Source organism: Corallococcus sp. CA047B (genome assembly GCF_003612065.1).
Taxonomy (GTDB): Bacteria; Myxococcota; Myxococcia; order Myxococcales; family Myxococcaceae; genus Corallococcus; species Corallococcus praedator.
The window spans coordinates 1-11,910 of the sequence record NZ_RAWD01000293.1; the positions used below are offsets into that span (position 1 = coordinate 1).

10 protein-coding genes are annotated in these 11,910 nt (G+C 69.8%); 4 read left to right on the top strand and 6 right to left on the bottom strand.

Features of this window, described 5'->3' with window-relative positions; translation table 11 throughout:
• Positions 1 to 137: 137 nt before the first annotated feature.
• Together D7X74_RS32705 and D7X74_RS32710 are read left to right on the top strand one after the other, a co-directional pair.
• Entirely contained in the window at positions 138 to 518 is a 381-nt protein-coding gene (locus D7X74_RS32705; RefSeq protein WP_120536929.1) for a helix-turn-helix domain-containing protein, read from the top strand.
• Positions 519 to 546: 28 nt separating this feature from the next.
• On the top strand, positions 547 to 1,023 hold the full coding sequence (locus D7X74_RS32710) for a cupin domain-containing protein (RefSeq protein ID WP_120536930.1): 477 nt from the start codon (positions 547 to 549) through the stop codon (positions 1,021 to 1,023).
• A 79-nt stretch (positions 1,024 to 1,102) separates the two neighbouring features.
• Here the strand turns inward: D7X74_RS32710 and D7X74_RS32715 are convergent, their stop codons facing one another.
• From D7X74_RS32715 to D7X74_RS32740, 6 genes are all read right to left on the bottom strand, one after another.
• Positions 1,103 to 3,952, bottom strand: coding sequence for an Ig-like domain-containing protein (locus tag D7X74_RS32715; protein WP_120536931.1), 2,850 nt, complete (start codon positions 3,950 to 3,952; stop codon positions 1,103 to 1,105).
• A 259-nt stretch (positions 3,953 to 4,211) separates the two neighbouring features.
• Positions 4,212 to 5,015, bottom strand: coding sequence for an exopolysaccharide biosynthesis glycosyltransferase EpsA (epsA, locus tag D7X74_RS32720; protein WP_120536932.1), 804 nt, complete (start codon positions 5,013 to 5,015; stop codon positions 4,212 to 4,214).
• A 9-nt stretch (positions 5,016 to 5,024) separates the two neighbouring features.
• Positions 5,025 to 7,211, bottom strand: a complete 2,187-nt coding sequence (gene epsB / locus D7X74_RS32725) for a GH44 family glycoside hydrolase EpsB (protein WP_120536933.1) — start codon at positions 7,209 to 7,211, stop codon at positions 5,025 to 5,027.
• 219 nt (positions 7,212 to 7,430) lie between these two features.
• The gene (gene epsC, locus D7X74_RS32730) at positions 7,431 to 7,976 is read right to left on the bottom strand and encodes a serine O-acetyltransferase EpsC (protein ID WP_120536934.1); all 546 of its coding nucleotides are present in this window, start codon (positions 7,974 to 7,976) and stop codon (positions 7,431 to 7,433) included.
• On the bottom strand, positions 7,973 to 9,010 hold the full coding sequence (epsD, locus tag D7X74_RS32735) for an exopolysaccharide biosynthesis glycosyltransferase EpsD (protein WP_120536935.1): 1,038 nt from the start codon (positions 9,008 to 9,010) through the stop codon (positions 7,973 to 7,975). The genes epsC and epsD overlap by 4 nt, the downstream gene beginning before the upstream one ends.
• A complete protein-coding gene (locus tag D7X74_RS32740) occupies positions 9,007 to 9,531 on the bottom strand; it encodes a hypothetical protein (RefSeq protein ID WP_120536936.1) in 525 nt (174 codons plus the stop codon). Before D7X74_RS32740 ends, epsD begins: the two co-directional genes overlap by 4 nt.
• Positions 9,532 to 9,694: 163 nt before the next feature.
• Here D7X74_RS32740 and epsE point away from each other — a divergent pair, with 163 nt between their 5' ends.
• Positions 9,695 to 10,921: an exopolysaccharide biosynthesis GT4 family glycosyltransferase EpsE gene (gene epsE / locus D7X74_RS32745; RefSeq protein WP_120536937.1), complete on the top strand. Its 1,227-nt coding sequence runs from the start codon at positions 9,695 to 9,697 to the stop codon at positions 10,919 to 10,921.
• A 348-nt stretch (positions 10,922 to 11,269) separates the two neighbouring features.
• Positions 11,270 to 11,818, top strand: a complete 549-nt coding sequence (locus D7X74_RS32750) for an RNA polymerase sigma factor (protein ID WP_120536938.1) — start codon at positions 11,270 to 11,272, stop codon at positions 11,816 to 11,818.
• Positions 11,819 to 11,910 lie beyond the last annotated feature (92 nt).

An 11,910-nucleotide genomic window follows, 5' to 3' on the forward strand; every position in this document is an offset into this window, starting at 1 on the left:
GGGGGGAAACCGGGGGACGCGGGGGTGAAAAGAGGGGGAGAAAAAACGCCAGGGGTATGGTGACATGACCCGACCTTCAGGGTTATGCGGTGCGCCCGCGGCCATGGGGGCGCTTCCTACCGGGGACTGGCAAGGACATGGACACTGAACTGGCGGGCATCCTGGGCGCTGCGGCGCGCACGGTGCGAGTGCGGATGGGGCTGACCCAGGCGGACGTGGCGGACCGCATCGGCATGGCGTCGGAAGTGTATGGCCGGCTGGAGCGCGGCCACATGCTGCCCAGCGTGCAGAACCTGCGGCGTCTGTGCGTCGTCCTGAACATCCCTCCGCACAACATGCTGGGCCTGGGCGAGGAGTTCGCCGCCCCTGCGCCGAAGGAGAAGGTCCGGGCGCGCGGCGACGAGGAGCCGCCAGAGATGCGCCGGCTCTTGCGCAACCTGCGGCGGCTGACGCCGGTCCAGCTCAAGCTGATGAACCTGGTGGCGTCCGCGATGCAGCAGCAGAAGAAGAAGCCCTGAGAGTGTGAGGCGTTAGACTGTGCCCACCATGGTCGAAGAACTGGTGCGCAGGCTGGACCTCAAACCCCACCCGGAAGGGGGCTACTACCGGGAGACCTACCGGGCGGCGTTCCAGGTGCAGACGCTCCGGGGGCGCAGGTCGGCGGGGACGGCCATCTACTACCTGCTGACGCGAGGCATCTTCTCCGCGTGGCACCGGGTGGTGGGCGCGGATGAGCTGTGGTTGTTCCACGACGGCGACCCCCTGTCGTTGCACCTGATGCACGAGGACGGCCGGCTGGAGACGGCGGTGCTCGGCCGCGACGTGCTGAAGGGCGAGCAGCCCCAGGTGCTGGTGCCCGCGGGCGTGCTCCAGGCGGCGGAGACGCTGGGCGACTACACGCTGGTGGGCTGCACGGTGTCGCCAGGGTTCGAGTTCGCGGACTTCGAGCTGCCGGACGGGGAGGCCATCGTGGCCCGCCATCCCGCGCACGAGGTGATGATCCGCCGGCTGTCGAAGCGCTGACACCCCCGGAAAAGACAGACGGGGCGGAAGGCCCGTGAAGGCCCGCCGCCCCGCCTTTGCCTCAATCCCTGTCAGGGACTCAGGGGTTGTTCTTCACGGTGAAGCTGAAGCTCTGGATGACGAAGTTGTCCACCGCGTCGGTCATCCAGACATCCACGGTGTGCGTCCCATCCAGCAGCTCGCGGGTGTCCAGCTCCGCGGTCCACGTCCCGTTCGCCTGGAGCGTGCCGGCGCGGATGCCGGACCCGTCCCGCGTGAAGGCCACGTTCTTGATGGTGCTCAGCGCATCCGTCACCCGGGCCGTCAGGGTGATGACGCCGCTGGCCGTGCCGTTGGGAACCGGCGTGAGCAGCGTGGCCGTGGGCGCCTGCGTGTCATAGCGCACGGTGCGCGTCGTGCGGACGTTGCGGCCCGCCTCGTTCGTCACGTCGATGGTGAGGGTATTCACGCCCGACGCCAGCACCACCGACGTCTGGATTTCCCCGCCGCCGCGCGGAAGCTGGAACATCTGGCTGCCCAGCTTCACGGTGGTGGCGGACATGGAGGACACGCGAATCACATACGGCAGCGTGTGATTGGCGCGAGGACCGAAGGTGGCCCCGTCCGCCGGGTCCGTCGTCACGGTGGGCGTGCCCGCGTCCACGAACACGTGCACCACGGCCTCCGTCACGTTGCCCGCCGCGTCCGTGGCGCGCACCAGGATGCCCTGCTCACCGAAGTTGGGCATGCTCACCGGGTGCGTCACCGTGCCGGTGCCGAACTCCAGCAGCGTGTTGTTCACCCACTGCGTCTCCACGCGGGTCGGCGTCTGCTCATCAATCTGGCTGGTGACGTCCACGATGGCCGTGCCCACGACCTGGCCCTGCACCGGCGACTGGATGGTGATGACGGGCGGGATGCGGTCCACCGTCAGGTTGATCTGCTTCGTGCTGATGCCACCCAGGTTGTCGCGGCCCGTGAGCTGGATGATGTTCGGGCCTTCCACCAGCTCCACCGGCGTGTAGACGAGGCCACCGCTCGCCTCGGGGTTCACCACCACCGGCGCGCCGCCGTTCACGATGAAGGCCGCGGAGGTGATGACCGCGCCGTTGGTGGCCGGCTTCACGAAACCCCACACGGACAGCGTCGTCTCCCGGATGAACGCGGGCTGGTTGCCCATGATGATTTCGGGCGGCGTGTACGGATAGGCATTGATGATGAGCGTCTGGGCCGCCGTGCTGCCCAGCAGGTTCGGCGGCGTCGGCAGCGTCACGCCCGAGTACACCGCGCGGTAGTCCTGCGCGCCCGTGACGGTCCACGTGTCCGTGGAGAGGCTCCACGGCAGGGAGAACACGCCGTCGCCGTTCGCGTCGTCATCCGCGCCAATCGCCACGCCGGCCACGAAGAAGGTCACGACGCCCTTCAGCGGCCCCGTCACCACGACGCCCGTCGCATCCACCACCCGGGCCGACAGCAGCGTCGCCTGGCCAATGGTCAGCTGCGCGTTCGCGGCAGGGGTCAGGATGCTGGTGGTCGTCGCGCGGCCCGTCACCGGAGGAGGGGGCGGGGTGTACGTGCGCACGCGTGCCGAAGCCGACACGCCCGGGGCGCCACCGGAGGCCGCCGTGACGGTGATTTCCGACAGCAGCGACGGCAGCAGGTTCGCGGGGGCGCGCACGGTGAGCGTCACGGTGGACTCCGCGCCGGAGGCCAGGAACACCGTGGGCCGGCTCAGCGTGGCCGTCCAGCCGGGGAGGCCGCCCGCGGCGCCCAGCGTGTACGTGTCCGCCTGATAGCCGTGGTTCTTCACCTTGAACGTGTAGGTCGTCTCCTGGAGGGCCGGGTCGTAGATGGGGAACATCTTCATGTCCTCGCCCACCACGGACACCTCCACGCTGAAGTCACCGAAGCACGCGAGCCCCAGCGACGCGAACGTCGTCGGGATGTCCGGCGTCGCCGTGCCCGAGCCCCAGCTGCCGTCCGCCGCCTGACGCGACTTCAGCCACTCAATGGCATTGAACAGGCGCGCGTTGCTGGCCGGCTCCAGGCCCGCGAGGCACATGGCGTACACGCCGATGCCCGTCGCGAAGTCGTTGGACGCGTCCGTGGGCAGGTTGCCCCAGCCCTTGCCGCCCACCGGCGCCATCGCCGCGAGCTGGTTGGCCAGGGTGGTGATGGCATTCGTATTCACGTTGTTGGCGCCGGGGCCCGCGGCCTTCAGGCCCACGATGGCCCATGACTTCTGGAACGTGTACGGCATGCCGTCGCCGGTGCCGGACGTGTCGTTGTTGTTGAGGTTGGCGCGCAGGTACGCCGCCGCCTTGTCGATGGCCGTCTGGTATTGCGCCGCCTTCGCCGGGTCCACGCGCTGCTTCGCCTGCGCCAGCGTCACGATGAAGCGCGCGGTGAGCGGCACGCTGCCGTGGTCCACGGGGAAGTTGATGTGGTCCTCCGGCCACCGGCCGCTGGCCTGCTGGATGCCCACCGCCCAGTTGGCCGCCATCACCAGCGAGCTGCTGTACTGCGTGGACACGTACTGGTCGAAGCCCGCCAGGCCGAAGGAGGCCCAGCTCGTCTTCTCGTTCGGGTAGGCGCTGCCCTCGTGCAGCCAGTTGCCCGCGGGCTTCTGGTCCGCCTTGATGCGCGCGCCCAGCAGGTCCAGGTTGCCCAGGATGGTGCGGCCGTTGGAGGTGGCCTGGGCCATGTTGTAGCCATTGGCCTTGGCGCTCGACAGACCGAACACCGCCGCGCCCTGACGGTGGCACGCGATGCAGTTCTGCGACGTGGTCCAGTTGGCCACGTCCGCGCTCAGGAACTGGATGGCCTTCTGCGTGGCCTCCGTGTTGGTGGCCGCGGCCGCTGGCAGAGCGAAGGCCGACAGCAGCACCGCCGCGAACACGGCGACGCGCGCCGCCCAACGGGCCGGCGTACGGGAAACGACTGGTGACATGGGGGAACGTCCGGAGGTGTGGGTGAGCACGCCCCGAACGCGGAAGGCCGGACCGCCAGGACACACGCCGGCCCGCCCACCTGCGCGTCGCTGCTGGCGCCCCGGTGGTCCGGCCCGTCGTCTGACTGGAAGGAAGCGCCCCGTGAAAGGCGTGCGGGGCTAGAATACTCAAGCTTGGCTGTAAATGTCCAGGGTAGGGCAAAGACCTTCAAGCCCAGAATTCAAGGACATACAGCCAAGCTGGCGAGTCCTTGGAGACTCACTCTCCCTGTCTACCGCTGGTGCGCTGCCACAGCTCGCGCAGGAGGATGTAGCCGAACTTGGAGTCGTTGAGGATGTAGCGGCGCCACAGGCGCTTGGGCTCGTTGGTGAGGCGGTAGAGCCACTCGAAGCCGGCGCGGGCAATCCACTCCGGGGCGCGCTTCGCGGTGCCGGCGATGAAGTCGAACCCGGCGCCGATGCCGATGGCCACCGTAGGGCCCAGCTTCTGGGCGACCTGGGAGATCCACACCTCCTGCTTGGGGCTGCCCAGGGCGACGAAGAGCAGGTGGGGGTCCTGTTCGCGAATCCTGGCGACGATGGGATCATTCTGCGCGTCGCCCGCGTCCAGGTTCACCATGGGCGAGTCCCAGCCCACCACCTCGATGCCGGGGTACTGGGCCTGGAACTGGCGGCCCACCTTCTCCGCGACGCCGGGGCCCGCGCCCAAGAGGAAGATGCGCCACTTGCGCTCGGCGCCCAGCTTCACCAGGGGGAGGATGAGGTCGGAGCCGGCGATGCGCTCGGGCAAGGACACGTCCAGCATGCGCGAGGCCCAGACGATGGGCATGCCGTCCACCACGGAGAGGGTGGCCTTGTCGTAGGCGTCGCGAAAGCGCGTGTTCGTCTCCGCCAGCACCACGTGGTCCACGTTGGCGGTGAAGACGTAGCCGCCCCGGTGCGCGTCCACCAGGTCCCCGATGGCCTGCACGGCCTGCGGGAACGTGAGCTGATCAATGGCGAGGTGGCCGATGTTCAGGCGCGGGCGGGGAGAGGCGGTGTCGGGGGCGTGTGCGGTGGTCAAGGCAGCGTCTCACTTCACCGTGAGGTCGAGCACGGTGATGGAGTAGGGGGGAAGGCGTTGCGACAGGGCCTGTTCGGCCTTCGTTCCGGTGGCCTGTTCGGTGAAGCCGCCCGGCGCGCCCGAGTAGCCCAGCACGCGCACGGTGTTGAGCGTGCCGCAGCCCTTGAACTCCAACTGCGCCTGGGCGGCCTGTTCGGGGTCGAAGTTGAGCAGCACGGCGGTGAGCTTCTTGCCGGACGCGTCGCGGGACGCGAAGAGGCTGGTGCCCTCCGGCGCGGTGGTGGGCAGGGCGATGTCCTGGAAGCGGCCGCCCTTGCCGTCGAAGTCGCGGTACGCGCGGAACGCCCAGAACGTGGGGCTGTTCTCCGGCGGGTACTGCCAGAAGAACGCGGAGGTGAGCCCCTGCTGGCCGAAGCGGCCCAGGGCCTCCGCCTGCGCCAGTCCCCCGCTCATGTGCTTGAGCGCGCCGAAGTTGTACTCGCCAATGGACATGCCCCGGCCGGGGTAGTTCTCCGCGATCCACTGCTTCACGCGGGGGATGAGCTGGATGGGTTCACCAATCCAGGACTCGTCCTTGTAGCTCGGGTCCCACAGCGCGCGCGTGGAGCGGATCCGCCGCGCGTTGGTGTCCGGGTCGGTGGCGCCCTCCAGGCCCAGGCCCACGTTGCTCTGCGGGTAGAAGTGCACGTCCACCACGTCCAGCACGCGCACGCCGGTCTTCTTCTCGTGGTCGCGCAGCGAGCGCAGGTACCAGGGCAGCAGCGCCACGTCGCCGTGCGCGCGCCGGTCGGTGTACGGCGGGCGGCCGGGGGCGAAGTCGGCGGCGGACCAGAAGTAGTTCGTCCAACCCCACTCGGCGGGGCCGGCGATGACGGCCTCTGGATCCGCGCGGCGCACGACGGTGCCGTAGTCGATGGTGCGCTTGAGCAGCTCGTCGTAGCCCAGCGGTTCGGGGTGCACGTCCCGGTGCGTGGAGCTCCAGAGGGCGGGCTCGTTGTCCAGGATGTACATGTGCACGCCGCGCGCGCCGCCGCGCTTGGAGTCGGCCTCGCGCAGGGAGCGCACCCATTCGGAGATGAACTCCGGTGGGGCCTGCACGCTGGTGGTCGAGGGCTGGCCCGGGGGCAGGGGCGTACCGTCGCGGCGGATGCCGTTGCCGCCCGCGGGCTCCGTTTCGTCCACGGCCTGCTGCGGACCGAACTCCGACACCGGGAAGCCGACGGAGGTCGTGTCCTTGGCCACCCAGCCAATCAGGGGCAGCGTGAGCGCGGACTGCGTGTTGTGCTTGCGGTTGGACTCCAGGAAGTCATCCGCGCCGAAGCCCAGTTGCACGTTGCGGAAGTACCAGTCGTTGCCGGTGTTCCACGCGCGTCCCAGCTTCCAGTTGTAGCGGGACGTGGGGTTGCCGCCCCAGCGGCGGATGGTGGCGCCCAGCTTCCACTGGTGCGTGTCCTGCGTCTCCCGGTTGCCGTCCAGCGCGATGCCGTAGATGAGCGGGTTGATGGGGCGTGAGGGCGCGGCGCAGTCGATGACCATCTTCGACTCCTTGCCCGCGCCCCGGCCCGCGCGACCGCCCCCGGCCGCGCGCGCGGCGGCGATGTCCGGCGACAGCGGCACCAGGGCCACCTTGTCGAAGAGCACCCAGTCGCGGCCCACGTCCTTCGACGCGCGCATCACCACCCGGTCGAAGGGGAGGCTGCGCGGGTTGAGGACCTCCATGGGGACGACGACTTCAGCCCACTCGCGGTCCTTCTTGACGATGAACTCCGGGCTGATCCGCACGTGGGGGAACACGGCGGCGCCGGGCGAGTCCAGGCGCACGTCCAGGAACTCGCCGTAGGCCTCCGGCGCGGTGAAGCGGAAGGTGAGCGCGCCGTACGCGCCCGCGAGCTTGGGCTGGTAGAGGATCCACCCGCCGTAGTTGAACATCCGCAGGCGGGCCGGAGCGCTTTTGGGCAGCTCGCGGGGCGCCCAGCCGATGTCGTTCCAGCCGGGCTTGAGGCCGCCGTCGTAGATGATCACGGAGGCGGTGGGGTCCTGCGGCACGGCGGGCGCTGTCGTCGTCGGGGGCTTGGGGGCGTCCTTCGCGGCGTTGGCGCTCTGCTGCGCCATCGCCACGCCGGCGCTGCTGCCGAGCACCGCGCACGTGAGGATGACGCCCCGCTTCCACCGCGTCTGCTTCGCACTGTCAGCCATGACCTTCTTCAACGCATCCCCCGGCACGAAACCACCGCCGACTTGCGACCACTGACTGCGACTGCCAATCCAGCGACCGACCACGACTCCAGCGGCCGACCGTCACTTCAGCGATCGACTGCGACTCCTACGACCGACTACGACTCCAGCGGCCGACCGCGACTCCTACGGCTGACCGCGACACCTACGACCGACCGCGACTCCAGTGACCCGCGCCAACTACAGCGCGACCTCGTCCTGGTCCTTGCGCGGGAAGATGCGCGCGGGGATGCCCACCGCGACGCTGTCCGGCGGCACGTCCTGGAGCACCACCGCATTCGCCCCGATGCGCGAACGGGCGCCAATGCGCACCGGCCCCAGGATGCGGGCCCCGGCGCCAATCCACACGTCGTCCTCGATGATGGGGTAGCCGTTGTCCTTGGCGGTGCCCACGGTGTTGTTGCCGTAGAAGCGCACGCGGTCGCCGATGCGCGCATCCCCGCCGATGACGACGCCCAGGCTGTGCACGAAGTACACGCCCTTGCCCAGCGTCACGTCCTTGCCGATCTCAATGCCCATCACCGCCGTCTGCGCCACGCGCAGCACGTGGTTGAGCAGCGGGATGTGGAAGGTGATGGCCGCCTCGCGTGCGCGGTTGAGCGCCGTGATGCGGTACGAATCACTGGTCAGCACCACCTTGGCCAGCGACTTCGCGTCGGAGTTGCCGGTGGCGGCCCTGGCCATCTCCACCGCGTCCGAGATGAGGGCTCCGAATAGGGTCTTCATCCTTGGGAATCTCCCCGGCCCTGCAGGTAGCGCGCGATGCCCCTGGCGATGCCCCGCAGGCCACCGGCCTCCGTGCGGGCCCCGCGCAGGTACTCCATGCCGTACGCGACGGACGTGCCCGCGAACGCGGCGCCCTTGAGGCCCAGCTTGTCCGCCATCGTGGACGCGTTCACCACCGCGGTGGTCAGCCGGCGCGACGCCTCCGGCGCCACCACCGCGGAGGCCAGCAGCGGGCGCGACAGGAGGTTCGTCTCGAAGAGCAGGCGCCACGGGTTCACGCCCTTCACGTCCGGGTGCTTCACGGACACGTGGGTGTCGAACATGCCGTAGCGGTGCGCGCGGCGGATCCACTTCTCGAAGCTCACGTGGTCGCTGCCGTGCAGCACGTAGGCGTCCGGGGCGAAGAGGAACGCGCAGCCGGCCTTCTCCAGGCGCACGCCCAGCTCCACGTCCTCGGACTGGCCCAGCGTCTTGTCGAAGCCGCCCACGCCCACGTAGTCCGCGCGGGGGAAGGACACGTTGCCGGTGTACAGGTGGTTGCCGCGCGCCCTCGCGCCGGGGACGGACAGCTCCTCGGCCATGCGGTTGTTGAGGTGCGCGTACCAGCGCTCGAACAGCGGCATGTCGCCGATTTCAGGGTCCGGCCGGATGCGGCCCAGCACGACGTTGCGCGAGCCCGGCGGATGGTGCGCCAGGTGGCGCGCGAGGAAGTCGGAGGCCACCTGCATGTCGTCGTCGGTGACGAGCACCACGGTGCCCTTCGCGGCGATGACGCCCCGGTGCCGGGCGGCGGCGGCGCCCGCGTTCTGCTGCACCTCCACGCGCAGGGCGTAGGGCAGCTTCAGCTCCATCAGCGGTCCGCGCACGTCGGTGGCGGAGCCGTCGTCCACCACGACGACCTCGAAGTCGTCGGGCGGCAGCGTCTGGCCGGCGAGTTGCTGGAGCAGGCGCGTGATGAGGGGCAGCCGGTTGTACGTGGCGATGACGACGCTGAGCCGGGGGGCCGGCGCGGCGGAGGAGGCGGAAGGGCTCATGGCTTCTTCTTCTTCTTGTCGCTGTCGGCGCGGCGCTGCTTCTTGGAAGGGCGCGGGAAGGTGACGCTGCCTGCGAAGCGGTCCGCGCCCACCAGACGCAGCGTCTTCTCCGCGGAGCCGAAGTCCGTCTCACCCAGGGTGATGCACAAGAGCGCGGTGTCCGCGGCCAGGGCCAGGGGGAGGCTGGCCGGGTGGGTGATGAGCGAGTCGATGACCACGATGACCCGCTCGCCCTGCTCCACGCGGCGGCGCACCTCCAGGACCAGCCGGGGGGCGCCCGCGGGTTCGATGCCGGTGGCATCCACCAGCCGCAGGGGCGGCTCCGGGTACGGCGAGCCTGCCTCCAGCAGCGCCTGGGCCGCCTCCAGCGCGGGCGCGCCGGGGTGGGCCGGGATGACGGTGAGGAACGTCCAGGCGCGCCGGTCCAACGCGAACCACAGCCGCGACAGCTCCGCGGAGGGCACGGCGCTGGCCGGTGGGGTCTCCTCGGCAGAGGGGGGCGGGCTCGAATCGGCGGACATAGGAGGCGCGGACGGTATAACGCATGGAGGCGTCACCACCCAACGACCCGGGTGGGCGGGCGAGCGAAGGAGCGCGCCAATGGTCTGCTGTCATCACTGACACCCCCAGGCGCTGTCCGTGCGGGGGGCCGGCGATGGGGCCCGGGCGTGTTAAAGAAAGCGCGTGCAGAAGATCGGCTACCTGATTCCCGAGTTCCCCGGGCAGACCCACATCTTCTTCTGGCGCGAGCTGCAGGCGTTGCCGGGGAAGGGCGTCTCACCGGAGCTGGTGTCCACCCGCCCGCCGCCCGCGCGCATCATCAGCCACAGCTGGGCCCGCGAGGCCATGACGCGCACGGAGTACCTGGCGCCGCCGGGGCCGCTGGGCGTGCTCCAGGCCGCGCTGGAGATTGCCCGGGCCATGCCCACGGGCTGGGCGCGGTGTCTGGCGTCCATCGCCCGGGCGGAGGGCCTGGACGCGAAGGGGCGCGCGCAGCTGGTGGCGTTCGCGGTGATGGGCGGGCGGCTGGCGTCGCTGGCGCGCGAGCGCGGCTGGACGCACGTGCACGTGCATTCGTGCGCCAACGCGGCGCACGTGGCGATGTTCGCGCACCTGTTGTCGGGGCTCACGTACAGCATGACGCTGCACGGGCCGCTGGACGACTACGGGCCGAACCAGCGGGAGAAGTGGCGGCACTCGAAGTTCGCCTTCGTCATCACGAAGAAGCTCTTGGGGGAAGTGAACCAGGAGCTGGCGGGGAGCCTGCCTGAGCGCATCGAGCTTGCGCCCATGGGCGTGGAGCTGTCGCGCTTCCAGCGCACGGTGCCCTACGAGCCGTGGTCCGGTGAGGGGCCGCTGAAGCTGTTCGCGTGCGGCCGGCTGAACCCGTGCAAGGGGCACGCGGACCTCATCGACGCGGTGGGGATGCTGCGCAAGAAGGGCATCGACGCGCGGCTGTCCATCGCGGGCGAGGACGAGGCGGGCGGCACCACGTACCGCAAGGTGCTGGAAGCGAAGCTCGCGAAGGACGGCCTCCAGGACGCGGTGACGCTGCTGGGCGCGGTGAGCGAGGATGTGGTGAAGGATGGCATCCAGCGCTCGCACATCTTCGCGCTGGCGAGCCTCCAGGAGCCGTTGGGCGTGGCCATCATGGAGGCCATGGCGATGCGCGTGCCGGTGGTGGTGACGGGCGCGGGCGGCGTGAAGGAGCTGGTGGACGACGGCGTGGACGGCGTGCTGGTGCAGCCGCAGGCCCCCGTGGAGCTGGCCCAGAAGCTGGAGAAGCTGTCGCGCGACCCGTCCGAGGCGATGCGCCTGGGCGAGGCGGGCCGGCTCAAGGTGGAGAAGCAGTTCAGCAGCGAGCGCAGCGCGGACATGCTCGCGGCGATGCTGGGCGCGCGCCCGTCGTAGCGGCCGGAGCAGGGCGGATCCACCCGGGGGCCACGGAGCTTCCGTGGCCCCTTCGGGATGCGGTCACCGGGCCCGGTCAATCACCCCGTGGGGCCGTCCTGCCTGAAACAGGGCCGGATGGTGGGTGTCTGTCATTCCAACAAAAGGGCTGTTGGAAATCCCGGCGCCCCTGCCCCTGTTGGACCACTGAAAGACAGACACTGGATGCATTCGTGACAGCCGGATTGGAAATCCCGGGGTGGGATAGGTTTTCCAGACAGTCTGGGTAAATCCGGGAAAGAAGGCTCTGTCCGAGCTGGAGAGGTTTGCCATCATGGTCGTGCACGGACGCCGCTCGGGGGGCACTCCATGGCCGACTCAGAAACGCAGTTGTTCGCAATCCTGGTCATTCAATTCCGTTCGGGGCTGCTGAAGCACGCCCGTCGCATCCTGGGGAACACGGCGGATGCGGAGGACCTGGTGCAGCACGCGCTGGACGAGGCGTGGAAGGAGCGGCTGCACCTGCAGGGGGCGGAGGCGTTCCGGGCGTGGACGGGGCGGGTCATCAACACGCGGGCCATCAGCCTCTTGCGGCACCACCGCGCCGAGCAGCGCAAGGCGGTCAACGCCGGCTGGGTGACGGCGCTGAGCGATGATCCGGACGAGCAGGAGGGCGGCGAGCTCTGGACGTTCATCCAGGAGAAGGACCTGATGGAGGCGGTGAACGGCCTGCCGCCCCAGCAGCGCGAGGTGTTCCACCTGCGCGCACAGGGGCGCTCCTATGTGAGCATCGGCGCGCAGGTGGGACGCTCCACCGGCACGGTGGGCTGGTGGCTGCACCAGGTGCGTGAGCAGCTGCGCGAGCGGCTGCTGCCCATCGCCGAGGAGCGCCGGCTCTCCATCGGCGCGTGGCACTGATTCACCGCGTGGGTTCCACCCGGGCGGAGTTGCCGGGACGCGCGGGCACGAGCGCCGGGCCGGGGGCCTTCTGCTCGGGGAAGGACAGGGGG

Excerpts from the sequence above, each read along its gene's own strand:
- D7X74_RS32705 (WP_120536929.1), top strand. The coding sequence starts at position 138 with ATGGACACTGAACTGGCGGGCATCCTGGGCGCTGCGGCGCGCACGGTG.
- D7X74_RS32710 (WP_120536930.1), top strand. The coding sequence starts at position 547 with ATGGTCGAAGAACTGGTGCGCAGGCTGGACCTCAAACCCCACCCGGAA.
- D7X74_RS32715 (WP_120536931.1), bottom strand. The coding sequence starts at position 3,952 with ATGTCACCAGTCGTTTCCCGTACGCCGGCCCGTTGGGCGGCGCGCGTC.
- epsD (WP_120536935.1), bottom strand. The coding sequence starts at position 9,010 with ATGAGCCCTTCCGCCTCCTCCGCCGCGCCGGCCCCCCGGCTCAGCGTC.
- D7X74_RS32740 (WP_120536936.1), bottom strand. The coding sequence starts at position 9,531 with ATGTCCGCCGATTCGAGCCCGCCCCCCTCTGCCGAGGAGACCCCACCG.
- epsC (WP_120536934.1), bottom strand. The coding sequence starts at position 7,976 with ATGAAGACCCTATTCGGAGCCCTCATCTCGGACGCGGTGGAGATGGCC.
- D7X74_RS32750 (WP_120536938.1), top strand. The coding sequence starts at position 11,270 with ATGGCCGACTCAGAAACGCAGTTGTTCGCAATCCTGGTCATTCAATTC.
- epsB (WP_120536933.1), bottom strand. The coding sequence starts at position 7,211 with ATGGCTGACAGTGCGAAGCAGACGCGGTGGAAGCGGGGCGTCATCCTC.